27 protein-coding genes are annotated in these 23,070 nt (G+C 68.9%); 17 read left to right on the forward strand and 10 right to left on the reverse strand.

Annotated elements, in window-relative coordinates:
• Window positions 1–43: 43 nt before the first annotated feature.
• Window positions 44–1,978, forward strand: coding sequence for a molecular chaperone HtpG (gene htpG, locus H7I41_RS16585; protein ID WP_264013695.1), 1,935 nt, complete (start codon window positions 44–46; stop codon window positions 1,976–1,978).
• Between the two features lie 91 nt (window positions 1,979–2,069).
• On the forward strand, window positions 2,070–3,809 hold the full coding sequence (locus tag H7I41_RS16590; protein WP_264013696.1) for an AMP-binding protein: 1,740 nt from the start codon (window positions 2,070–2,072) through the stop codon (window positions 3,807–3,809).
• A 13-nt stretch (window positions 3,810–3,822) separates the two neighbouring features.
• On the opposite strand, the gene H7I41_RS16595 is transcribed toward H7I41_RS16590, so the two are convergent.
• Complete coding sequence (locus H7I41_RS16595; protein ID WP_264013697.1) at window positions 3,823–4,758, reverse strand: manganese catalase family protein; 936 nt, start codon at window positions 4,756–4,758, stop codon at window positions 3,823–3,825.
• Window positions 4,759–4,921: 163 nt separating this feature from the next.
• Here H7I41_RS16595 and H7I41_RS16600 point away from each other — a divergent pair, with 163 nt between their 5' ends.
• Complete coding sequence (locus tag H7I41_RS16600) at window positions 4,922–5,044, forward strand: hypothetical protein (protein WP_264013698.1); 123 nt, start codon at window positions 4,922–4,924, stop codon at window positions 5,042–5,044.
• Window positions 5,045–5,106: 62 nt separating this feature from the next.
• Here the strand turns inward: H7I41_RS16600 and H7I41_RS16605 are convergent, their stop codons facing one another.
• On the reverse strand, window positions 5,107–5,370 hold the full coding sequence (locus H7I41_RS16605; RefSeq protein ID WP_264013699.1) for a hypothetical protein: 264 nt from the start codon (window positions 5,368–5,370) through the stop codon (window positions 5,107–5,109).
• A gap of 116 nt (window positions 5,371–5,486) precedes the next feature.
• On the opposite strand from H7I41_RS16605, the gene H7I41_RS16610 reads away from it, so the two are divergent.
• From H7I41_RS16610 to H7I41_RS16660, 11 genes are all read left to right on the forward strand, one after another.
• Complete coding sequence (locus tag H7I41_RS16610) at window positions 5,487–6,833, forward strand: lipase family protein (RefSeq protein WP_264013700.1); 1,347 nt, start codon at window positions 5,487–5,489, stop codon at window positions 6,831–6,833.
• 89 nt (window positions 6,834–6,922) lie between these two features.
• Window positions 6,923–7,102 (forward strand): hypothetical protein, encoded by a 180-nt coding sequence (locus H7I41_RS16615; protein ID WP_264013701.1) that lies wholly within the window; start codon window positions 6,923–6,925, stop codon window positions 7,100–7,102.
• A 65-nt stretch (window positions 7,103–7,167) separates the two neighbouring features.
• Window positions 7,168–7,749, forward strand: a complete 582-nt coding sequence (locus H7I41_RS16620) for a TetR/AcrR family transcriptional regulator (protein ID WP_264013702.1) — start codon at window positions 7,168–7,170, stop codon at window positions 7,747–7,749.
• Window positions 7,750–7,754: 5 nt separating this feature from the next.
• Window positions 7,755–8,588, forward strand: a complete 834-nt coding sequence (locus H7I41_RS16625; RefSeq protein ID WP_264013703.1) for an enoyl-CoA hydratase/isomerase family protein — start codon at window positions 7,755–7,757, stop codon at window positions 8,586–8,588.
• Between the two features lie 117 nt (window positions 8,589–8,705).
• Window positions 8,706–9,155 carry a VOC family protein gene (locus tag H7I41_RS16630; protein WP_264013704.1) on the forward strand — a complete coding sequence of 150 codons (450 nt, stop codon included), beginning with the start codon at window positions 8,706–8,708 and terminating at the stop codon, window positions 9,153–9,155.
• A 25-nt stretch (window positions 9,156–9,180) separates the two neighbouring features.
• Entirely contained in the window at window positions 9,181–9,711 is a 531-nt protein-coding gene (locus H7I41_RS16635; RefSeq protein ID WP_264013722.1) for a nuclear transport factor 2 family protein, read from the forward strand.
• A 1-nt stretch (window position 9,712) separates the two neighbouring features.
• On the forward strand, window positions 9,713–10,645 hold the full coding sequence (locus H7I41_RS16640) for an NAD-dependent epimerase/dehydratase family protein (protein ID WP_264013705.1): 933 nt from the start codon (window positions 9,713–9,715) through the stop codon (window positions 10,643–10,645).
• Window positions 10,642–10,968: a putative quinol monooxygenase gene (locus H7I41_RS16645; protein ID WP_264013706.1), complete on the forward strand. Its 327-nt coding sequence runs from the start codon at window positions 10,642–10,644 to the stop codon at window positions 10,966–10,968. Before H7I41_RS16640 ends, H7I41_RS16645 begins: the two co-directional genes overlap by 4 nt.
• Window positions 10,965–11,360, forward strand: coding sequence for a nuclear transport factor 2 family protein (locus tag H7I41_RS16650; RefSeq protein WP_264013708.1), 396 nt, complete (start codon window positions 10,965–10,967; stop codon window positions 11,358–11,360). Before H7I41_RS16645 ends, H7I41_RS16650 begins: the two co-directional genes overlap by 4 nt.
• Window positions 11,361–11,459: 99 nt before the next feature.
• On the forward strand, window positions 11,460–11,867 hold the full coding sequence (locus H7I41_RS16655) for a YciI family protein (protein WP_264013709.1): 408 nt from the start codon (window positions 11,460–11,462) through the stop codon (window positions 11,865–11,867).
• 11 nt (window positions 11,868–11,878) lie between these two features.
• Window positions 11,879–13,042, forward strand: coding sequence for an RNA polymerase sigma factor (locus tag H7I41_RS16660; RefSeq protein ID WP_264013723.1), 1,164 nt, complete (start codon window positions 11,879–11,881; stop codon window positions 13,040–13,042).
• On the opposite strand, the gene H7I41_RS16665 is transcribed toward H7I41_RS16660, so the two are convergent.
• Entirely contained in the window at window positions 12,981–13,316 is a 336-nt protein-coding gene (locus H7I41_RS16665) for a hypothetical protein (RefSeq protein WP_264013710.1), read from the reverse strand. The two genes, H7I41_RS16660 and H7I41_RS16665, sit on opposite strands and share 62 nt — an antisense overlap.
• A 175-nt stretch (window positions 13,317–13,491) precedes the next feature.
• On the opposite strand from H7I41_RS16665, the gene H7I41_RS16670 reads away from it, so the two are divergent.
• Window positions 13,492–14,136: a dihydrofolate reductase family protein gene (locus tag H7I41_RS16670; RefSeq protein ID WP_264013711.1), complete on the forward strand. Its 645-nt coding sequence runs from the start codon at window positions 13,492–13,494 to the stop codon at window positions 14,134–14,136.
• A 7-nt stretch (window positions 14,137–14,143) separates the two neighbouring features.
• On the opposite strand, the gene H7I41_RS16675 is transcribed toward H7I41_RS16670, so the two are convergent.
• Window positions 14,144–14,305, reverse strand: coding sequence for a hypothetical protein (locus tag H7I41_RS16675; protein ID WP_264013712.1), 162 nt, complete (start codon window positions 14,303–14,305; stop codon window positions 14,144–14,146).
• Between the two features lie 113 nt (window positions 14,306–14,418).
• Here H7I41_RS16675 and H7I41_RS16680 point away from each other — a divergent pair, with 113 nt between their 5' ends.
• Window positions 14,419–15,390: a methylenetetrahydrofolate reductase gene (locus tag H7I41_RS16680; protein ID WP_372503758.1), complete on the forward strand. Its 972-nt coding sequence runs from the start codon at window positions 14,419–14,421 to the stop codon at window positions 15,388–15,390.
• Window positions 15,387–16,142 (forward strand): class I SAM-dependent methyltransferase, encoded by a 756-nt coding sequence (locus H7I41_RS16685; protein ID WP_264013714.1) that lies wholly within the window; start codon window positions 15,387–15,389, stop codon window positions 16,140–16,142. The genes H7I41_RS16680 and H7I41_RS16685 overlap by 4 nt, the downstream gene beginning before the upstream one ends.
• 10 nt (window positions 16,143–16,152) lie before the next feature.
• Here the strand turns inward: H7I41_RS16685 and H7I41_RS16690 are convergent, their stop codons facing one another.
• The 6 genes from H7I41_RS16690 to H7I41_RS16715 form a co-directional block, all read right to left on the reverse strand.
• Window positions 16,153–17,628, reverse strand: coding sequence for an amidase (locus H7I41_RS16690; protein WP_264013715.1), 1,476 nt, complete (start codon window positions 17,626–17,628; stop codon window positions 16,153–16,155).
• Window positions 17,629–17,794: 166 nt separating this feature from the next.
• Window positions 17,795–19,039 carry a fatty acid desaturase family protein gene (locus tag H7I41_RS16695; protein ID WP_264013716.1) on the reverse strand — a complete coding sequence of 415 codons (1,245 nt, stop codon included), beginning with the start codon at window positions 19,037–19,039 and terminating at the stop codon, window positions 17,795–17,797.
• Between the two features lie 172 nt (window positions 19,040–19,211).
• Window positions 19,212–20,276 (reverse strand): DUF7064 domain-containing protein, encoded by a 1,065-nt coding sequence (locus H7I41_RS16700; RefSeq protein ID WP_264013717.1) that lies wholly within the window; start codon window positions 20,274–20,276, stop codon window positions 19,212–19,214.
• Window positions 20,273–21,415, reverse strand: coding sequence for a sulfotransferase family protein (locus H7I41_RS16705; protein WP_264013718.1), 1,143 nt, complete (start codon window positions 21,413–21,415; stop codon window positions 20,273–20,275). Before H7I41_RS16705 ends, H7I41_RS16700 begins: the two co-directional genes overlap by 4 nt.
• Before the next feature lie 21 nt (window positions 21,416–21,436).
• Window positions 21,437–22,627 (reverse strand): metallophosphoesterase, encoded by a 1,191-nt coding sequence (locus H7I41_RS16710; RefSeq protein ID WP_264013719.1) that lies wholly within the window; start codon window positions 22,625–22,627, stop codon window positions 21,437–21,439.
• Window positions 22,628–22,658: 31 nt separating this feature from the next.
• The coding region (locus tag H7I41_RS16715; protein ID WP_264013720.1) for a zinc-binding dehydrogenase at window positions 22,659–23,070 on the reverse strand (412 nt) is incomplete at its 5' end.

Below are 23,070 nucleotides of genomic sequence, written 5' to 3' on the forward strand. Positions count from 1 at the left end.
TCTTTCGGGCAATCCGCAAATATCGAGGGCCGGACGGAATGACATGACCGCACACGTCGAGCAGTTGGAGTTCCAGGCAGAAGCGCGCCAACTGCTGGATCTGATGATCCACTCGGTGTACTCGAACAAGGACTCCTTCCTCCGCGAGTTGATCTCGAACTCCTCCGATGCGCTGGACAAGCTGCGTCTGGAATCGTTGCGGAACAAGGACCTGGACGTCGACACCTCTGACCTCCACATCGAGCTCGAGGTGAATAAGGAGCAACGCCTGCTGACCGTCAGGGACAACGGCATCGGTATGACGCGTGCCGAGGTCGTCGATCTGATCGGCACCCTCGCGAAGTCGGGTACGGCGGAGGTCCGCCGGAAACTGCGTGAGGCCAAGAACGCCGCCGCATCCGAGGAGCTCATCGGCCAGTTCGGCATCGGTTTCTACTCGACGTTCATGGTGGCCGACGAGGTCGTGCTGCTCACCCGCAAGGCCGGCGAGGGCGCCGCAACCCGTTGGGTGTCCAGCGGTGACGGCACCTACACCGTCGAATCCGTCGACGATGCCCCGCAGGGCACGTCGGTGACGCTGCACCTGAAGCCCGAGGACGCAGAGGACGAGCTGCACGACTACACCTCGGAGTGGAAGATCCGGGAGCTGGTGAAGAAGTACTCCGACTTCATCGCCTGGCCCATCCGGATGCAGGTCGAGCGCCGTTCCCCCGCCCCGGAGGAGGGCGCAGAGGAACAGGCCACGGTCGAGACGCAGACCCTCAACTCGATGAAGGCGCTGTGGACGAAGTCGAAAGACGAGGTCCCCGAGGAGGAATACAAAGAGTTCTACAAGCACGTCGCGCACGCCTGGGACGACCCGCTCGAGGTCATAGCGATGAAGGCGGAGGGCACCTTCGAGTACCAGGCGCTGCTGTTCATTCCCTCGCACGCACCGTTCGACCTGTTCACCAGGGATGCCAGGACCGGTGTGCAGCTGTACGTCAAGCGCGTCTTCGTCATGGCCGACTGTGACCAGCTGATCCCCGGCTACCTGCGCTTCGTCAAGGGTGTGGTCGATGCAGAGGATATGTCTCTCAACGTGTCCCGCGAGATCCTGCAGCAGGACCGGCAGCTCACCGCGATCCGTCGACGGCTGACCAAGAAGGTCCTCTCGACGATCAAGACGGTGCAGGCGGAGCGGCCGCAGGACTACGCCACCCTCTGGACGCAGTTCGGCGCGGTCCTCAAAGAGGGCCTGATGTCGGACGTCGACAACCAGGACACGCTGTTGCGCATCTCGTCGTTCGCCTCCACGCACAGCGACGACGAACTCACGACGTTGGCGTCGTACGTCGAGCGCATGAAGGACGGTCAGAAGCAGATCTTCTACGCCACCGGGCAATCACGGGAGCAACTGCTGAAGTCGCCGCATCTCGAGGCGTTCAAGGCCAAGGGTTACGAGGTGCTGCTGCTCACCGACCCCGTCGACGAGGTGTGGGTCGGATCGGTGCCCGAGTTCGACGGCAAACCGCTGCAATCGGTCGCCAAGGGCGAGGTCGACCTCGACTCCGACGACGAAAAGGCCGCGCACGAAGAGGAGCGCGAGGAGCAGCAACGGGACTTCGCCGACCTGCTGACCTGGCTCAAGGAGACGCTGGCCGAACACGTCAAGGAGGTGCGGTTGTCGACGCGCCTCACCGAGTCGCCCGCCTGCCTGATCACCGACACGTTCGGCATCACGCCGGCGCTCGCGCGAATGTACAAGGCTTCCGGACAGGCGATACCCGTCGGGAAGCGCATCCTCGAACTCAATCCGAAGCACGCACTGGTCACCGGCCTCCAGCAGGCGCACCAGAGCCGCGGCGCCGACGACCCTTCCCTCGGCGAGACCGCCGAACTGCTCTACGGCACTGCGCTTCTCGCCGAAGGCGACGTGCCCGACGACCCGGCGAGATTCGCCGGACTACTCGCGAACCGGCTGTCCCGCACGGTCTAGAACCCGTCACACCGCGAAAGAGGTGGTGCCAAGTGAGCCAGCAAACGTCATTTCGGCGCGTTCGGAAGAGTCGTCACGGTAGGTTGTGCACGTGACCGAGACCTCGATCCCCGGCGTGCTGCTCGAGCGTGCGAGCTTGCAGCCCAATGACACAGCGTTCACCTTCGTCGATTACGACAAGGACTGGAACGGCGTCGCGGAGAGCCTGACGTGGTCGCAGCTCTACCGGCGCACAGTGAATGTCGCCAACCGCCTCGAGGAATGCGGATCCGAGGGGGATCGTGCCGTCATCCTCGCGCCGCAGGGAATGGATTACGTCGTCGCCTTCCTCGGCGCACTGCAGGCCGGCCAGATCGCGGTCCCGCTCTCGGTGCCCATGGGCGGTGCCACCGACGAGCGGGTGAGCTCGGTGATGACCGATGCGTCGCCTGCCGTGGTGATCACCACCTCGGCGGTCTCGGGCGTCGTCGGGGAGTACGTCGTGCCAGGTGCGGACGGGGCCGCGCCGGCCGTGGTCGAGATCGACTCGTTGGACCTCGACGGATCGATGGGTTCCGGCGCAGGCCGGGAGGAATTCCCGGACAACGCATTCCTTCAGTACACGTCCGGTTCCACCCGCACGCCCGCGGGCGTCGTGATGTCGCACAGCAACATCCTCGAGAACTTCCGGCAGTGGGCCGCCGGGTACTTCTACGCCTTCGGAAACACCGCGCCGCCCGGAACCACCGTGGTGTCGTGGCTGCCGTTCTATCACGACATGGGTCTCTACCTCGGCGTGTGCGCACCTGTCCTCTTGGGCGTTCCCGCCGTCCTGACCAGCCCGGTGTCATTCCTGCAGAGGCCCGCTCGTTGGATGCAGTTGGCGGCGGGCAACACCAAGGCCTACACCGCGGGCCCGAACTTCGCCTTCGAGGTGGCGGCGCGCAAGACCTCGGATGAGGACATGGCCGGCCTCGACCTCTCGGACGTGCTGGTCATCGCGACCGGTGCGGAGCGGGTACACCCGGCCACCCTGGAGCGGTTCACCCAGCGGTTCACGTCCCTTGGTCTGGACCCAGCGGTGATCCGGCCCTCCTACGGGCTGGCCGAGGCGACCGTGTACGTGGCGACCGACACCACCCCCGCGCCGCCGTCGATCGTGCGCTTCGAATCGGAGAATCTGACGGCGGGCAAGGCCGAGCGAAGCGCGGACCAAGCTGGCACGCCGCTGGTCAGTTACGGGGCTCCGGCGTCGCCGATGGTGCGCATCGTCGATCCAGACACCGGCACCGAGTGCCCGGCCGGCACCGTCGGTGAGATCTGGGTGCACGGCGACAACGTCGCGAAGGGCTACTGGCAGAAGCCGGAGGAGACCGCCAAGACGTTCGGCGCATCCATCGTTACCCCGTCGGCGGGTACGCCGGAGGGCCCGTGGCTGCGCACCGGTGACTCGGGCTTCCTGTCCGACGGCGAGATGTTCATCATCGGCCGCATCAAGGATCTCTTGATCGTCTACGGCCGCAACCATTCCCCTGACGACATCGAGGCCACGGTGCAGGAGATCTCGCGGGGCCGCTGCGCGGCGATCGCGGTCCCGGACAGTCAGACCGAGAAGCTCGTGGTGATCGTGGAGGTGAAGCGAAAGGGCGCCACCGACGAGGAGGTCGCCGATCACCTCAACCGGCTCAAGGGCGAGGTGGCGTCGGCGATTTCGAACACGCACGGACTCAGCGTCGCCGACCTGGTGCTGGTGGGCCCCGGTGCCATTCCGATCACCACGAGCGGCAAGGTCCGGCGGGCGTCGTGTGTCGAGCAGTACCGACACGGTCAGTTCGCCCGCGCGGACGCTTAGCCGCCCGTAGCCGTCAGGACTTCTCGATCGAGTCGATCTCCACCTCGGCGGTCGCCTGGATCAGGGCCAGCAGTTCCTTGTCCAGGCCCGGCGCGAACTCCTCGCGGCGTTCCGGTGCGATGGTCATCGGGAAGCCCTCGGGCATCACGGCGGTGCTCAGTTCGGTGCCGTCGTTCGAGGGCGAGGCGCCACGGTAGAGCTTCGCCGCCTGGCTCGCGTCGTCGGCGTCGAAGGTGAACTGGACGCTCTGCAGGCCCTTGTCGAGCAGCTTCTTCACCTCGGGGAACTGCTCGGCATTGGTCTTCGGGATGGGCAGCACGGCACCCCAGTTGACACCGAGACTCTCCAGCGCCTTGGCGAAGGCGTTCTCGTGCGCCTGGTCGCGCACGATGAGATACGAGATCGTCGAACGCGCCGTCTTGTTGGCCGTCATCTCGTAGATGCGGCACTTCTGCAGCCGCCCGGTCGACTCGAGCATCAGGTTGTAGAGCAGGTCGAGCACCAGATTGCCGCTGTTGTAGACATAGGACCCCAGCCAGGGGTTGCCTGCCGCGTCGACGGGCATCGCGCCCTGGGCGCCGACAAGGTAGTGGTGGATGTTGCTGTGGTCCAGTGCGATCTTCAGCGGCGTCGCGCCCTTGGCGCCCGGCTTGTCCACCGGATCGGTCGGCTTGCCCTGGTATTCCGGTGAGCCGTCGAGCAGCCGCGAGATGGTGGTGCCGATCAGCTCCACATGGCTGATCTCCTCGGTGCCCACCCCCTGCAGCAGGTCCTTGTAGGGCTTGGCCGTCACGTCGCCGCGGAAGTTCATGCTCTGGAACAGGTACTGCATCATCGTGCGCATCTCGCCGAACTGGCCGCCGAGGCCCTCCTGCAGCGCGTTCGCCGCAGCGGGATCAGGCTCGTCGACGGCGATCTCGTTGATCAGTTGCTGGGTGTGTAGGTACATCTGTCTCTCCCTGTGGTCGCCACCGCCCGTGGAGTTGGGCAGCGCGTAGAGGACTACCCAATCCCTGGCGTCGAACCCGGATGCGCCCCACCAATCTTGAGATTGCCCGCGGACCCCACCGGGTACTGCTGCACGGACCGACCATCGACAAGGAGCGCAGCGAATGACGTCTCAGGAACCCACCACACCCGCGACCGAGGCCGCCGATGACGAGGTGCTCGCACCGGCCACGCCCGGCGCCGAGGCACTTCCGGCGGACGATTCCGGAGATTCCGCGCAGAAGTAGCCGCGGTACAACGCAAGAACGGGTCGCTGTGTGAACAGCGACCCGTTCTGATCTGCGCCTGGTCAGGCCTGCTTGGAGTACCGGATGAGGAAGGCGGCGGACACCACCGCCGCACCGACGCCCACCGCGACCCAGATCACCGCGGAGAAGATCAGCGACGCCGCCGAGAATCCGACACCGGAGAGCACCGACGCCGAGTACAACAGCCAGAACACGCGGTAGAGCGACCACAGCGCGGTCATTCCGGCGAAGATGCCGAGCACCAGGCTGGGAGTGCGCTCCACGCGGTCGACCTGTTCCTGGACGCGGGTGGGGATGATGTTCATCGTTGCTTCCTTTCGTCGTGCGCGCCGCTGCGGCGTCGCCATGACGGGAAGTGAAGTCGCCCTGAGCGGCTACCGATCACAAACTGCCGCCCACCCTGAGGGGATACCGTGTGACGATGGATCAGCGCCCGGGGTTTGCCGACGACGGAGCCGAGTGGTCCGCGCCGCACGAGGAACTCCGTGCCGGGGCACGCCCGGTCCTGCCGGGTGACGACCCGTTCTACCAACCGCCGCCGGGATTCGAGCGGACCGCTCCCGGCACGGTGCTGCGGTCCCGCGACGTGCAGTTGGCGTTCCTCGGCGTGATCCCGCAGCGCTTCACCGCCACCCAACTGCTGTACCGGACCACCGACCTGGACGACGCGGCGTCGACCACCGTCACCACCGTGCTGACGCCATCGGAGCGGACACCCGACATGGTCTGCCCGATTGTGTCCTACCAGTGCGCCATCGACGCCGTCACCGGCCGCTGTTTCCCGTCCTATGCCCTGCAACGGCGGGCCAAGGCCGCCGGCTCGCTGGCGCAGTTCGAGCTGTTGCTCATCGTCGCCGCACTCGCCGAGGGCTGGGCGGTCTCGGTGCCCGACCACGGCGGGCCGCACGGCGTGTTCGGCGCTCCCTTCGAACCCGGCTACTGCGTGCTCGACGGTCTGCGTGCGGCGCTGAACTTCGAACCCCTCGGTCTCTCCGCATCGGCGCCGATCGGCCTGTGGGGATACTCCGGCGGCGGGCTGGCCGCCGCGTGGGCCGCCGAGATGTACGACGGCTACGCGCCGGAACTCAACATCGTCGGCGCCGTACTCGGTTCACCGGTCGGCGATCTAGGGAGCACCTATCACCGACTCAACGGCAAGTTCTTCTCCGGCCTGCCGACGATGGTGGTGGTCGCCCTGATGCACAGCTATCCCGAGTTCAAGCGTGTCATCGAGAAGCACGCCAGCGCCGAAGGCAGGGCGCTGATCGAGAAACTCACGAAGATGACGACCGCTCAGGCTGTGGTGCGGATGAGGAAGCAGGACATGGCCGGCATGCTCGACCATCCGCTCGAGGAGATCCTCGAGATGCCGGAAGTGCAGCACGTCTTCGACAACATCAGACTCGGCATCGCCGCCCCCACCATGCCCGTGCTGATCGTGCAGGCGGTGCACGACCGCATCATCTCGGTCGACGACATCGACCGGCTGGCAGCCACTTACGCCGCCGGCGGCACGAACGTCACCTATCACCGCGACAAGTTCTGCGAGCACATCCTGCTGCACCCGTTGTCCGCCCCGATGGCGCTCCGGTGGCTGCGCGACCGCTTCGACGCCAGGCCGGTCGACGAGAACCGCCTGCGTACGACGTGGCCGACGGTGTTCAACCCGTCGACTTACCGCGGACTGGGCAGGCTCGCCGTGGTGAGCGCGAAGGTGATCACCGGGCGGGGCGTCGAGCGTCGCCCGCTGTCGGCGACCGACCGCTGAGCGCGCGTCCGCTCGTGCTTGAAAACTAAAATTCTGCACCCTGTGTCAAAAGACATTCCGAGTCAAGATCAGCCAGTAATTTCCTGGGCATGGTGGGCGTCACCGGTGGGACGTGTCCGCGATGTGGCGCGGCACTGGTCGAGATCGAATCGCGGGCTGCGTGGAGATGTCCGCCGCGTGAGGGGGCGGATCACTTCTACATGCGATGGGACGGCGGCGGCGAGTCCTACGCCGTCATCGATCCGGACAACGTCTACAAACCTTTTTGAACGATCCGCGCGGTCGAGCGCGATGTCTTGACAGAGGATTACTCGGTAACACTAGAGTGATCCTCGTGCCGACGCGTGGTGGTGGTGACGCCAGGAACCGGTTGCTGACCACGGCCCGCCGCCGCTTCGCCGCCGACGGGGCGTTGTCGCCGACCCTCGACGAGGTGCGCCGCGAGGCCGAGGTCAGTGTCGGCGCCCTCTACCACCACTTCCCGGACAAGCGGGCGCTGGCTGCGGCGGTGTTCGCGCAGCTGATCCGCGAGTACCAGGACGGGTTCCTCGAGGCGATCGTCAAGCAACCGACCGCCGAGGGCGGCATCCGGGCGGGCGTCGTCCACCACCTCCGATGGGTCGTCGCCCATCGTGCCGAAGCCGCACTGCTGCTTGGGGATCGGCTCGACAGCGCCGAACTGCAGGACGCCAACCGCCGGTTCTTCTCCGCCGTCGGTGACTGGTGGCGGCCCCACCACGCCTACGGAGCGCTCGGCCCGATGCAGCCCGGGATCACCTCAGCGCTGTGGCTCGGGCCTGCGCAGGAGTACAGCAGGTACTGGCTGGCAGGCACCGCCGCGAAGATCTCCAGCCGAACCGTCGAGACGTTCGCCGCGGCCGCATGGGCGGCGCTGCGACAGCACGCCGAGGAGTGAACTCCATGTCAGAAGACTCGCTGTACCGCAAGATCCTCGCCGAGGGCGACGCCCCCTCGGCCCCGGCCCGGGTGCACGTCGACCGGCGCGGTGACCGCGCGGTGATCACCCTCGACGAACCGGACCGCCTCAACGTGCTGTCGGCACCGCTGGTCCGCCAGCTGCGGCGCGCACTGGTGGCGCTGGCCGACGACGTCGACGTCCGCACCGTCGTGCTGACAGGCGCCGACCCCGGCTTCAGTGCAGGCGGCGATCTCAAGATGATGCGCACCGCGATCGACCACCTCGACGCCGACGAGGGAACCACCGACATCTGGCGATGGATCCGGCGCGAGTTCGGCGGTGTCGCACGGACCATCGCGGGATCGGACACCATCTTCGTCGCGGCGCTCAACGGGCCTGCCGCGGGCGTCGGGCTGGCCTGGGCCCTGACATGCGACGTCGTCATCGCCAGCGAGCGGGCGGTGCTGGTGCCTGCCTTCGGGCGGCTGGGACTGATCCCGGAGGTGGGCACCAGCTGGGCGCTCACCCGCCGGCTCGGCTACCAGGGGGCGCTGGCCTTCTTCCTGCGCGGCGAACACATCGACGCGCAGACCGCACGCGAGCTCGGGTTGGTGCAGGAGGTGGTCGAGCACGACCAGCTGCTGCAGGCGGCCGACGACTGGTGCACCCGCGTCGCGCAACTGCCCGCCCACGCGGTGGCCATGACCAAGTCACTGCTGCGAGGCGCCGCCGACACGAGCTGGCATCAGTCGTTGGCGTTCGAGGAGTTCGCCGAGCCGAACTGTTTCTCCACCGCGGCATTCGCCGGCAGCGTCGGCGCCATGCTCGGACGCTGAGTCACCCGGAGCGCATCACATCGGTGCGACGAAACGCCCACCATGACGCTGAGCGGGCGCTTAGCATGGCGAGGGCCCCGTCGCTCCGACCGGCTCTCTTCGCACGGGAGGTTCGCCTTGCCGAATCAGCTCCACCACGTCGTCATGCGCAGCCATGCCGCAGGCACCTTCATCCGCTTCCTGACCGACGTCGTCGGAATGGAGATACAGGGCACCTTCCACGTTCCCGGCGAGGTACTGCAGGCCACGTTGGGCTGGCCACCCTCCGACGGCGCCGAGGTGACAATGCTCGGCGGCGGCGACGCCGGGCTGATCGAGGTCCTCGACGTCCCCGCACACCTCCGCGAGGTGGCGCCGGAGGGGCTGGCCGCGCTGTCGTTCCTGACCGACGACTACCGCAGCGTGCAGGACAGGGCCCGCACGATGGCCGACGACGTCACGGTCCTCTTCGGCGACGTGCCCGGCGTCGACCTGTTCTTCTGCACCATGGGCGGCGTGCCGATGGAGTTCATGGGCAGCTACGACGCCGACAGCGCGACGGTGGCGGCGAGCGGCGGAGCGCAGTGAGTCGACGTGCGGATCGGTGGTCACGGTGGACGATGCCGCGGCACTGACGGACATCGAGGCGATCAAGCTGCTGAAGGCCCGGTACTGCCGCTACCTCGACGCCAAGGACTGGGTCGCGTGGCGGAGCCTGCTGGGTGACGAGTTCACCAGCGAGATCGCGGGCGCGGGAGGCAGGCAGACCGTGGGTGCGGACGATTTCGTCGCCTACACCCGCAGAACCATCGGGAAGCCGTCGCAGCCGACCGTTCACCATGTCCACGCCCCGGAGATCACGCTGACATCCGCGACGACCGCCCACGGTGTGTGGGCACTCAACGACGTCGTGCGCCTCATCCCGATGGTGACCCTGCACGGCTACGGCCACTACCACGAGACCTACGAGAAGCGCGACAACCGCTGGCGCATCACGTCTTCCCGCTTGACCCGGCTGCGCGAAGACGTCGCGATCCCGGTACTGCCGGCCGCGCTCGCCACCCGGCTACGCGTCGCCGCGGCGAAGCTGGCGCGCCGCACCTCTCGCACCGCACCGAGTTCTCCGACCAACGAAGAAGGTTGACATGCACAAGATCTCGGGACGCCGCGTCCTCGTCACCGGAGCCAGCGGGGTGGTGGCCTTCCCCGTCGCCGTCGAGCTCGCCAAGAACAACGAGGTGTACGCGGTGTCCCGGTTCTCCGATCCGGAGCAGAGTCGGAGCCTCGAACAGGCGGGCGCCCGCCCGATCCCGTTCGACCTCGCGAATCCGGATCTGTCGGCGCTGCCCGAAGCGGTCGACGTCGTGATCAACTACGCGGTGCTGCCGCCGACCCACCCGGACGCCTATGAGGTCAACGCGGGCGCCACCGGACGCCTGGCTCGGCGCTACCGCGACTGCGAGGCCTTCGTCCACGGCAGCACCGGATCGCTGTACGCCTATCAGGGCGAGCGTCCGCTGCGGGAGGACGACGCCTACGGGCTGCACGCGTCGGCGGAGAACTACGCCGCGAGCAAGATCGCGGCCGAATTCCTGGTGAGGCATCTGAGCACGGATTACCGACTGCCCGCGACCATCGTCCGCATCTTCTCCTTCTACGGTCCGCGCGGTGGCGGGGTCACCCAGCGGATCGACCAGATCATGCGCGGACAGCCGGTCAGCGTCTATCCCGGCGTCCGTAACGTGCACACGCCGCTGTACGAGGACGACTACGTCGAGAAGACCATCGCCGCTGCGGGAATCGCCGAGATCGGGGCCAACGTCGTCAACATCGGTGGCACCGAACCGGTGACGACGCAGGAGTACTGCCGGATGGCCGGCGAGATCCTCGGCAGGGAGCCCGTCTTCACGGAGAACAGCAAGGCGTGGCCGATCTGGGCCGACACCACGAAGATGGTCGAACTCCTCGGCCCCAACAAGGTCTCGGTGCGCGAAGGTGTCCGACGCACGATCGACGCGGCGCAGAACCGGCTGAACACCTCCCATCACGTCATCGGCGAGCCGGCGCCCACCCGGTGATCACGTTCATCGTGCACCTGCGGGTGCCGCCCGAGAACGCCGCCGCGTTCGAGAACCTGATGACCGACGTCGCCGCCATGTCCAACGACCGCGAGCCGGGAGTCACGTACTACGGCTTCGCCAAGAGCGTCGACGAGCCCGACACCTACGTGGCCGTCGAGGTGTACCGGGATCAGGCGGCCGTCGCCGCGCACGGTGCGGTCGAGTGGGTGACGAACTCGATACCGGAGATGTTGCGCCTCATCGAGGGCATGCCGCGGATCGTGCAGTACGTCAGTCCCGGGACCGAACCCGTCGTCACGCAGTTCGAGGAGCTGACGTGACCGGTACCAGCCTGGCTGTCGTCAGCCGGTTCGGCACCGCACTGAACCAGAACAGGCTGGACGAAGCCTGCGCGCTGTTGCACGAGGAGCTCGTGGTCCACGAGGCGGGCGGCCTGCCCTACAGCGGGGACTACCACGGCCCGAGGGGTTTCGTGGACCTCCTGACGGCGATGACCGAGAAACTGGAACTGACCCCGGGACCGATCAACCGTGCGCCCCTGGGCGACGACACCGTCGTGTCCCGGTTCCGGCTGCGGTTCACGGCGCGCGTGTCCGGCCGATTCACCGAGATGAACCTGGTGGAGATCTACACGGTCTCGGACGGTCTGATCATCGCGCTGGACGTCTACTACAAGGACCCGTCGGCCGTGACGGCCCTGCTCGCGATGTAGCCGGCGGGATAGACGCCGGCGCGATGTCGAGAACGGTCCGACGGCTCCGTCCCAGGGGTGAGCGACCGACTAGGGTCGCCACGTCGAAGGGAGAAACTCATGGCCAAGTACCTGTTCCTCAAGCATTACCGGGGTGCGCCCGCGTCGGTGAACGACGTGCCGATGGACCAGTGGACGCCCGCCGAGATCGACGCGCACATGCAGTACATGCAGGACTTCGCCGACCGGCTCAAGGACAGCGGCGAGTTCGTCGACAGCCAGGCGCTGGCAGCCGACGGCGCCTGGGTCCGCTCCGACGGCGAGGGAAAGCCGCCGGTGACCGACGGGCCGTTCGCCGAGACGAAGGACCTGATCGCGGGCTTCATGATCATCGACGTCGACTCCTACGAGCGTGCGGTCGAACTGGCCGGCGAGCTCTCCGCGGCGCCCGGTGCGGGAGGCCGGCCGATCCACGAGTGGCTCGAGGTGCGGCCGTTCATGTCCGCCGCCCCCGGCTCCGCCGACTAGTCGTGCGGACGGTGGACGAGGCGCGGCTGCGGGATCTGATCCCCCAGGTCCTGGCCGTCCTCGTGCACCGCGGCGCGGACTTCGCGACCGCCGAGGACGCCGTCCAGGAAGCGCTGATCAAGGGCATCGAGACGTGGGCGGACCGACCACCCGAGGACCCCAAGGGCTGGCTGATCACCACCGCGTGGCGCCGCTTCCTCGACCTCGCCCGATCCGACGTGGCCCGGCGCGACCGGGAGACCCGGGTCTCTGAGGAGCCGCCACCCGGGCCGGCCGAAACCGCCGACGACACGCTGGCGCTCTACTTCCTGTGCGCGCACCCGAGCCTGACCGCCGCGTCCGCCGTCGCGCTCACGCTGCGCGCCGTCGGCGGCCTGACCACCCGCCAGATCGCCCAGGCCTACCTCGTGCCGGAAGCGACGATGGCCCAGCGCATCAGCCGCGCGAAACGCACCGTCGCCGACGTCCGGCTCGGCCGCCCCGGCGACCTGCGCACCGTGCTGCGGGTGCTCTACCTGGTGTTCAACGAGGGCTACAGCGGCGACGTGGATCTTGCGGCGGAGGCGATCCGGCTGGCCCGGCAGCTGGCCGGCTCCACCGAGGACCCAGAGGTCGCCGGACTGCTCGCACTCTTCCTGCTCCACCACGCCCGGCGTGCCGCCAGGACCCGGGCCGACGGCAGCCTGGTGCCGCTCGCCGATCAGGATCGCGGCCTGTGGCGGCGCGACCTGATCGCCGAGGGGGTGGCCGTGCTGCAGGCCGCCCTGGCGCGAGACCGACTGGGGGAGTACCGGGCCCAGGCCGCGATCGCGGCCCTGCACGCCGACGCGCCCACCGCCGGCGAAACCGACTGGCCGCAGATCGTCGAGTGGTACGACGAGCTCGTCGCGCTCACCGACAGCCCCGTGGTGCGGCTCAATCGCGCTGTCGCCGTGGGAGAGGCGGACGGACCGCACGCGGGGCTCGCCGCGCTCGCCGACCTGGACCCGGGCCTGCCGCGACACACCGCGGCGAGCGCCTACCTGCACGAGAAGGCGGGTGACCTGTCCACGGCGGCTGACCTCTACGTGGTGGCGGCCGATCGGGCACAGAACATCGCCGAGCGCAACCACCTCACGCTCTGCGCCGCCGCGCTCCGGCAACGCATCGCTGCCGAGGATCGCCAAGGGCGGTGAGCACCCGGCCCGCAACCCGGTCGGCACTGCGGAGGACACCGGCCCGCCGCGCCGCGACGACGTGGCGGGTGACGACGCCGAGCGCCTGACGGCCGCGGCCCCCGCGCGCCACCATCGCGGTGGCTGTCGCGCCACACAGGAATCCGAGCACGAAGAACCCGCGAGCGCGCCGCCTGTTCCGTCTGGCTGCCACCACGCCGACGAGCGTGCGCGTGGTGGCGAGCACCGCGAGCGCGACCAGCAGCCACACCAGCGCCGGTCCCACCGCCTGCATGGCGCCACCTTCCGCCGCCCGTGCGCGGGCCGCCCGGCCGATTGAACACGGATTCTGTCGGCGGCGGCAGAGCCGGCGCCGCATCGTGACCCAAACGACTGCCAAGCGTTAACCGATGAGTGTCGCCGGCCGCCGAGGTCTACCGTGCATCCGTCCGGCAATCCGAGGAGAACGCGTGACCCAGCTGCTCAAAGTCCAGAACTTCACCGTCTCCAGCGACGGCTTCGGGGCGGGAGAGAACCAGAGCTTCGAGCGCCCGTTCGGCGACGCCGACCCCGGTGCCATGATGTTCTGGGCAGGCGCGACGGCGAGCTGGCCCAACCGCACGGACCCCGGCGGCAGTCGCGGCCTCGACGACTACTTCACCCGGGACTTCGCCCACAACATCGGCGCCGAGATCATGGGCCGCAACAAGTTCGGGCCGCAGCGCGGACCGTGGCGCGACCACGAGTGGCAGGGCTGGTGGGGCGACGAGCCGCCGTTCCACACCCCGGTGTTCGTCATGACCCATCACGTGCGGCCGTCGTTCGCACTGTCCGACACCACGTTCCACTTCGTCGACGACGAGCCGGCCGCGGTGCTCGAGAAGGCCAGGGAAGCGGCCCAGGGCAGAGACGTCCGGCTCGGTGGCGGGGCGACCACCATCCGGCAGTTCCTCGACGCCGGGCTCGTCGACACCCTGCACGTGGCGGTTGCCCAGGTGCAAATCGGCGCCGGAACCCGGCTGTGGAGCTCACCCGACGAGCTCGACGACCGGTTCCACCATGACATCGTGCCCAGCCCGAGCGGCGTCACGCACCACCTGTTCTGGCGGCGGTGAGCCCGACTCAGTCGTCGTCACCGACGATCTGACGCTCGTGCTCGGTGCGGCGCGCCAACTCGTCGTCGTCGAGATGCTTGGGCGTCTTCGCGTGCTCCTTGCGATCAGGATGCACCTCTTCGGAGGGGATCATCACGTCGGAGAGGTCAGTCTGGTCGTCAGCAGCCATGCCGCTGTAGTTACCCTTCGGCGCGGTCGGTAATCATCGCCGGGAGGCTTGCCCGCGCGGCAGGCCGGGTACATGGCTGCGAACGACCGAACAGGCGGGGGGTGATGTCGTCGATGGAACCGGACTGTCCCAAGCGGATGGAATTCGGGCCCTGCGGCGGTGTGCGTCCCGACGGTCAGTGCGAGATGCGGCCGGGTCCGTGCGCGTTCGACGATGTGGTGCCGTGGTCCGGACCGCTGCCCAGTGCGCGGCCGGCCCGCCCCCCGCTGGTGCTCACCGACTTCAGCGCCGTCCCGTTCGACGAGGCCGACATCGCCGTGACGGCGGGGATTCTCGCGCCGTCATCCGACGCCGTTCTGGTCGGCGAGCATCAGAACAAGCCCGATTTCCCGCCGACGCTGATGGGCCGGCTGCTGCTCGACGCCGGGGTGACGCCGTGGATCACCCTGTCGTGCCGGGACCGCAACCGCGTGGTGCTGGAGCAGGAGTTGCGCGGGCTGTGCGCCATCGGCGTGCCCACCGTGATGTGTGTGACCGGCGACGGCCGCGGCTACGACGTGCGGCCCGAGGTCACCCAGACCTTCGATCTCGACGGCCCGCGGCTGGTCGCGCTGGCGGCAGCGGCGGGCGCCGTCGCGGCGGTACCGGAGACACCGACCGCACCGCCGATCGCCGCGCGGCCGCTGCGGCTGGTGCAGAAGCAGCGGGCCGGCGCCAGCATCGCGGTGCTCAACCACGTGCCTTTTCCTTCCGACGTATCCGCCTTCATGGCGTCGGCCCGAGCGGCAGGACTGTCCATTCCGGTGGTCGCCGCGGTCGCGGTGTTCACCGACAGCATGTCCGCGTCCGTGCTGCAGAGCCTGCCCGGACTCGACCTCGATCAGGACGTCGTCGCAGAGGTGCTCGGCGCGGCGGATCCGGTGGCGGCCGGGATCGACGCGGCCGTCGCGGAGGCCAGGGCGCTGCTGGCCGTCGACGGCGTCGAGGGCGTGAACATCTCGGGCCTGGCGTCGGCCGCAGGCGGCCACACCGGCGCCGAGATCAAGGCCGAGGTCGGCCGCCGAATCCGGGAGGAGTTGTCGTGAGCGAGGCGATGGAGGCCGAATTCGACACCGTCGCCGAGTGGACGGCGCAGGTGGCGGTGAAGCTGGGAGCGGAGTACCACGTTCCGGCGGGCTGCCGGGGCAGCGGGAGCCCCGCGGCGCTGGACTGGCTCTGCGAACACATGCGCCTGGCGGCGGGGGACCTGCTGGTGGACTGCGGAGCGGGCGTCGGTGGCCCCGCCGCTTATGCGGCGCAGACACACTCGGTCAGACCCGTGCTGATCGAACCCGAAGCGGGGGCGTGCCGCGCGGCGCGCAGGCTGTTCGACCATCCGGTGCTGCGCGCGCTCGGATCGGCGATGCCGGTGGCCGACGGGAGCGTCGACTCCGCCTGGTCGCTCGGCGTGCTCTGCACGACTCCGGATCAGCTCGCACTGCTGCGCGAACTGCGGCGGGTGGTGCGGCCAGGGGGGCGGATCGGACTGCTCGCCTTCGTCGCCCACGGCGCCATCGCGAACGACCAGCTCCCCGACAACCACTTCCCCGCGCCCGACGCACTGCGCGACCTGGTGGCCGATGCGGAACTCGAGGTCGAGCACCGGCTGAGCACCGCCGACCTGCCCGCCATCCCCAGTGACTGGGACGAGCGTGTCGACGCGGTGACCGATGCGCTCACCGAGCGACACGGGCACGAGCGGGCCTGGCAGCTGGCCGAACGGCAGAGCGCGACGATCGGGCGGCTACTCGGCGACGGGACGCTGACCGGCGAGCTGCTGGTGCTGCGTCACGCGTGACCGCGCACGGTCAGACCGGGGCGAGCCGGTCGGCCCACGGCATCGCCCGCTCGAGTTGGGCGGCCAACTGGATGAGCGTGGACTCGCCGGCGAGCGGCGCGACGAACTGCACGCCGAGCGGCAGGCCGTCTGCGGTCCAGTGCAGCGGCAGCGTGATCGCGGGCCTGCCGGTGAGATTCGCCAGCTGCGTGTACGGCACCCAGCCGAGGTTCTTGTCCACCATGTCGTCGACGATCCCGGTGAGACCCAGCAGCCGCGCGGTGCGCGTCCTGATCAGGACGTCGGCCCCCTTCTGCACCGCCACCGGGAGGTCGAACTCGCCGATCTTCGGCGGCGGGGTCGCCAGGGACGGTGTGAGCAGCAGGTCATAGGACTCGAAGTACGTCGTCAGCCTGCGGGTGTGGTCGTGGCGCCGCTGCACGGCCGCGACGTAGTCGACACTGCTCGTCGCCCGGCCGAGCGCGGCCAGGATCAGCGTGTCCCGCTCGAACTTGTCGTCACCGGCGCCCGTCCGCCGCTTGGCGTCGTCGAGCTCCCACGCGGTGTAGACGAACCACGTGAGCAGGAAGTCGCGCGCGAGCTCGGCATCGTCGAACGGCGCCTGCGGCAACTCTTCGACGTGGTGGCCGAGCTCGGTCAGGCTCTTCACCGTCGCCTCGACAGCGGCGAAGGCCTCCCGGTGCGGTGCCGGGTTGATCGCCGACGGCACCCGCACCCCGATGCGCAGGGCCCCGGGCTCCGCGTCCACGCACGACGCGAACGACATGGCGGGCACGCCGGGAACGAAGGGCCCGCCCGGCTCACCGCCGGCGATGACGTCGAGCATCGCCGCCGTGTCGCGCACGGTGCGGGACACGACGCCCTGCACGGCAGCGCCGTGCATGGACTCGCCCGTCGCCGGCCCCGACGGCGTCAGCCCGCGGCCCGGTTTGAGTCCCACCAGTCCGCAGCACGCCGCCGGGATGCGGATCGAGCCACCGCCGTCGTTCGCGCCCGCGCAGGGCACTATTCCGGCGGCGACCGCGGCGGCCGACCCGCCCGATGAACCGCCGGGCGTGCGCTGCAGGTCCCACGGATTGCGGGCCGGACCCCAGGCGACGGGTTCGGTGATTCCTTTCGCCCCGAACTCCGGGGTGTTGGTCTTGCCGAAGATGACCAGGCCGGCGTCGATCCAGCGCTGCACGATCGTCGCGTGCTCGGTGGCGTTCGTCGACAGCCACGCCCGGGAACCGGCCGAGGTGGGCAGGCCCGCGTAGTCCTGCGCCAGGTCCTTGATGAGGAACGGAACGCCGGCGAACGGCCCGCTCAGCTCTTCGGCCGTCCTGGCGTCGGCGGGAACGTCGCGCACGATCGCGTTGATCCGCGGATTCACCGCGGCCGCCCGGTCGCGCGCGAGGCTCAGTAGCTCCGCAGGGGTCACGTCGCCGTCGGCGACGAGCTTCGCGAGCGAGGTGGCGTCATGGGTGCGGTATTCGTCGAAGTCCACCGACTGACCGTATGTCGCGGGGCCGGTGCCCGGGGCGAGTACGTCCTGCCGGCGCAAGAAGGGCTTGAGCAAGTCGCGTGCGGCCGCCATCGCGAACACACCCGGAGCGTCCAAGAAGGGCGGCAAGAAGGGCGGCAAGAAGTCGGGCGGTGAGAAGTCGTCGTAGTCACGATGCCGCAGCGACGGCAACCCCGGAGTCGTAAAACCTACTCTGCGAACGGAATCCGCGACGTCGCCGTCGACCGGCAGGCCGGACCGCACCCGCTGAGGCCTCGATCGGCGACACGGCGCGCCGAAACTCCTGATGCGCAGGTGGTTTCACCTTGTCGTGGTCGGTCCGTGCAGGCCTGTCCGGGAGTGCGAGCACGTGAATGGTGCGCAGCGTCTGGAGGTATTGGTGCAGCAATGACCCGGTGGTGTAGGGCAGGCCGAAGCGCTCGCACAGCGCCCGCACGCGCGTGGCGATCGCGGCGTATCTGTTACTGGGCAGATCCGGGAAGAGGTGGTGCTCGATCTGGTAGCAGAGGTTCCCGCTGGCGAACGCCATCAGGGGACCGGCATCGAAGTTCGCCGAACCCAGCATCTGGCGGAGGTACCACTGCGGTTTGGTCTCGTCGTCCAGCACCGCGGCGGTGAACTTCTCCGCGCCGTCGGGGAAGTGCCCGCAGAAGATCACGACGTAGGCCCACAGGTTGCGGAGGATGTTCGCGACGACGTTCGCCCCGAGGGTGCGGCGCCACCGGGACAAACTCAAGGCCGGGAACACCACGTAGTCCTTGACCATCTGCCGGGTGACTTTCCGCCGCGCGGCGCGCGAGAGGGCGGTCTTCTCGGACTGTGTCGCGGCGCGGTCCTGCGCGGCGTGCAGGTCGTGCTGGGCGACGCCCCACTCGAACCCCAGGGCCAGAATGAGATTCCGCAGCGGCTGCAGCAGATGGCGGCGTTCCCACGGCTGGTCGCGAGTCATCCGTATCACGCCGTAGCCCAGGTCCTCGTCCACGTCGAGGACGTTGGTGAAGACGTGGTGGATGTAGTTGTGGGAATAGCGCCATTGCGACGACGGGCCCGCCATGTCCCATTCCCACGTGTTGGAGTGGATTTCGGGGTCGTTCATCCAGTCCCACTGGCCGTGGCCGATGTTGTGGCTGATCTCCATGTTCTCGACGCTCTTCGCGAAAGCCAGCGCTGCGACCCCGGCAGCCCAGCCCTTCTTGGAACGGGTCGCCGCGATGAGCAGGCGTCCACCGATCTCAAGGGTGCGCTGGAAGGCGATGGTGCGGTGGATGTAGGCGGCGTCGCGGGCGCCGAGAGACTCTTCGACCTCGAGGCGGATCGCGTCGAGCTCGGCTCCGAGCTCCGCCATGTCGGATTCGGTCAGGTGCGCGTACTGCGCGACGTCGGTGATGGCCATGAGGCGTCCTAGGTGTGGGGCAGCGGACCGTGACACGGCCAACCACGAACGAAGTGGATCAAACGGTTCCCGCTGCCTGAGAACCCGCGACAGTGGGCGCGACTGACTTGTGAGCGTCGCGGCGCACACGCCTGTTGCTCCAGGGATACCCGCACAGCGGACGAGAAAACCTTCAGGCCCGGTCGATCTGCTCGAGTGGGTTCGAGCGCTCCAGCATGCCGTAGGTCTGCTCACCGTCCCATCGGTAACGGACGCCTGCCTGCTGCAGCGCCGGGAAGTTCGGGTTCTCCTTCTTCATCTCGCGCACCGAGTAGGTGTCGTCGTCATGGCTGATGTCGTGCGTCGAGTAGACCGTCTCGCCCTCGATGTGCACGCTGCCTGCGGCGGTCTCCAGTGTCAGCGACACGTCCTCTCCGACCGTCTGCAATTTCGTCAGCCACGGCACCTCGACGGCGCGGGCGGGGATCAACTCGCCGTCACCGGTGAAGAGGTACCCCTCGTTGAAGGTCGGCTCGCCGTCCGGCCGCGGCGGATAGGCGATATAGCCGAACGCCTTCCCGCTGGGGAACACCGCAGACTGCCAGGCGTGGCCGCGGAACTCGGCGAGCCTCCGCACGCCCTGGCGACGTATTCGCAGGCCGCTTCCTGTGAACTCCCGTGTCTCACCGGCGATGCTGACCGTACCGCTGGCCCGGTAGAGCTGCTCGTAGCGAGGACCGCCCATCACCGCACCCTCCGCGGAGTGCTTGATGCGGTCGCCTGCGTCACGTTGCAGGGCGCCTTGGATCCACGGAGGCACCGCCATTTCCGCCTCGACGCGGAAGGCGACGTCGACGAGCGGGCCGTTGGATCGCCCCGCCACCAGGTCGGCCGACGACGTCTGCACGGCCTTGCCGTCGTAGGTCATCGTCCAGGTGCCGAACGGCGTCACGCAGCGGAAGGCGAGCCCGTCCGCGCCCAGAACGCTCGCCCTGCCGTCCGGGCCCTGCGGGGACAGGGAAGGGCCGCTGCCGCGCAGCCGGTACACGCGACCGTCGGGGAAGGCGATGTTGACCTGGGTTTCGTGGTTGTCCCAGTTCGCGCCGACCGCCTCCACGCCGATGCGGGGCAGTCCCAGCTCGCCGTGGTCATCGACGGTCCAGAAGCTGACCGAGTCCCGCATCTCCGGATCGTCGGGGCGCCGGGGCAGCAGGTACTCGCGGGCGGGGTCGATGCCGCCGGTCAGATCGATCGTCATGGCTGATCCTGCCGTGTGGTGGTCCAGTGGTGGGCGCGTGCGACGTAGGCGGCGAAGCGGGGGCGCACCGCGTCCGCGTCGATGCCGAATGCGGCAGCATCAGCGTGCGAGCTCGGCTCGCGCTCTGCCGCAGCGACGGTCCACCAGCTCTGCATGCGATCGGTGAACTCGGCGCTGACCGGACTGCCCAGCCAGGCGTACAGGCCGGTCACCTGGCGAACCGGGTCGGCCTGCATCGCCCGGAAGTCGATGTCGTAGAACCGGCTGTCGGCGCCGTCCGCGCGGAACTGCAGTGCGCGGTCCATTCCGAGCGACCAGTGCTCGACATTCAGTCTGCCGATGTACCGGCGGTCGACGTCATCGGTGAACGACGCGATGATGTCGGCATACAGATCGGCGACCGACAGCAGGACGTCGGCCGGATCCCGGTGAGTCATCACGTATCTCGCGTCGGGGAAGGCGGCGTCGACCGCGTCGAGCCACAGTACGTGCGACGGGCACTTCAATCGCCAGGGCCGAGCCGGCTCGCCCCACTGCAGGAGCTTGAGCACCCGCCGTTCGTAGGCCAGCGTGGGTCGCAGGTCGGCCTGGTGGACGAGCCAGTCCGAGTAGCTGGGCACCTGGGCGAAGGACTGGAAGATGTGCGACCGGAAGTCCAGCGCCATCAACTCGTGGCATTCCATCGGGCCGTGGGTGTCGGTCGGGACGTGGTAGCGGGTCCCGATCATCTCCCCCTTGTCCGGCGGGATCCTGGGGTCGGCCCCCGTGACCGTCGACGGCGGTGGGCAGGGCTGCGTGGACTCCCACTTGCGCAGGTAGCGCACACCGGGGTCCTGCGCCAGCAGCGACGAGAGCGCCGTCGAGCCGGTGCGCGGCAGTCCGATCCCGATCAGGGGTGCGGTGATCGGTGCGTCGTCGATCTCGGGATGACGGCGATACCAGTCCTCGACCTGCAGCCGCTGGGCGAGGTATCCGATGATGCGGCCGTAGAGGAACGCCTCCCCGGCCGCGTTGAGCCGCGCTTCCTCTGCCATCGACGACAGCAGGACCTCGAGACCCTCTTCGAACGACAGGTCCCCGAAGTCGTCGAGACCGGTGCGCTCGGCGGCCGCGTTCTCAATCTCGTCGACGCTGACCATCGTCCTGTGTCCTTCCCCCCGTCACGCCCTGCGCAGCGTCAACAGCGTGATCTCGCTCGGTGCGAACACCCGGAACGGCGGACCCCAGAAGCCGGTGCCGCGACTCGTGTACAGCTGCGTGCGCTCGCCGTGCCTGCTCAATCCCTGCACCACCGGCTGGTCCAGCCGGACCAGGAAATTGAACGGCCAGATCTGGCCGCCGTGGGTGTGGCCCGAGATCTGCAGATCCACGCCTGCACCCACCGCGTGCGGCACCTGCTTCGGCTGGTGCGCCAGCAGCAGGACCGGCAGCGCGCGGTCCGCGCCTTCGAGCGCGGCCTGCAGGTTCGCGCCGTGCCCGTGCACACCGGAGCCCGCCGCGGTGGCGTCGTCCACCCCGGCGACGACGAGCCGGTCACCGCCGCGATCGACCACGATGTGCCGGTTGTGCAGCGCCGCCCAGCCGATCGACTCCATGTAGTCGAGCCAGCCCTGGGCCTCGCTGAAGTACTCGTGATTGCCTGTGACGTAGACCCGCGCTGAGACCGCCCGCACCGATGCGAGCGGGCTCGCCTGCGCCTCGCGCACCGCCACGGTTCCGTCGGCGATGTCGCCGACGTGACACACCACGTCGGCGTCCAGGTCGTTGACCCGGTCCACCACCGCCGCCGACCAGCGCGCCCGGTCGATCGGCCCGTAGTGGGTGTCGGTGATCATCGCGACCCGCAGACCGTCCAGTCCGGCGCCCAGGCCGGCGATCCCGACGTCGACGGTGCGCACCCGGGGCACCCGCATCGCCTCGAAGTGGCCCCACACCAGCAGCACCACCACCACGGCCACCACCGCCGCGGCGACCACCCGCGAGCGCACCGGATCCTCGACACCGGCGATCACCAGTGCGAGCTCCAACAGGTGGCCGAGCACCGACCAGACGAACAGCACCCACGCGGCGCCGAGCAGTGCGTCGCCGGCGGCGGCCGCCCGGTCGAGGTGCCTGCGGCCGTGCCCGTACATCATCAGCAACGGCAGCCCGGCGAAGGCCGCCGCGAACACCAGCGTGCCGGCCACCACCACGGCGGTCGGCCACGCCGCTCCGGCCGCCAGAAGCGTCCACCAGGGCACGCCGAACAGGAGCAGCATGACGGCCAGCACGATCGCGTGGCGGCGCCATCTGCGCCGGGACCGGCGCGGGGGATCGTCGTTCTCGACCACGTCGGCCGGAGTGTCGCTCACTCAGTCGACGGTACCCACGCTCCCGCGCTGCTCACGTCCTCAGCAGCACCTTGACCACGTCGCCCGAGCGGGCGGCCACTGCCCGGTAGCCGTCGGAGGCCGAGTCCAGCGGCAGCTCGGTGGTGAAGATCCCGTCCACCCGAAGCCGGCCGGCCTGCAGCAGCGGGATCAACTGCGGCCAGGTCTGCTGCACCGGCGCGGTGGTCATCCGCAGCGTGACGCTGCGCAGCAGGGCCATCGTCGCCGGGAAGGGGAACGGCGCAAGGTCGTGCACGCCGACCACCGACACGGTGCCGCCGGCGCGGACCGCGGTCAGCGCGTCGGCCATCGTGGTGTCGTTGCCGACAGCGTCGATGACGGCGTCGACGCCGCGGCCGCCGGAGTGCTCCATCGCCGCGGCGGTCGCCGACGGCGCCACCGGGGTCGCCCCCATGGCCGCGGCG

The organism is [Mycobacterium] manitobense, from assembly GCF_025821665.1.
GTDB classification, from domain to species: domain Bacteria; phylum Actinomycetota; class Actinomycetes; order Mycobacteriales; family Mycobacteriaceae; genus Mycobacterium; species Mycobacterium arseniciresistens.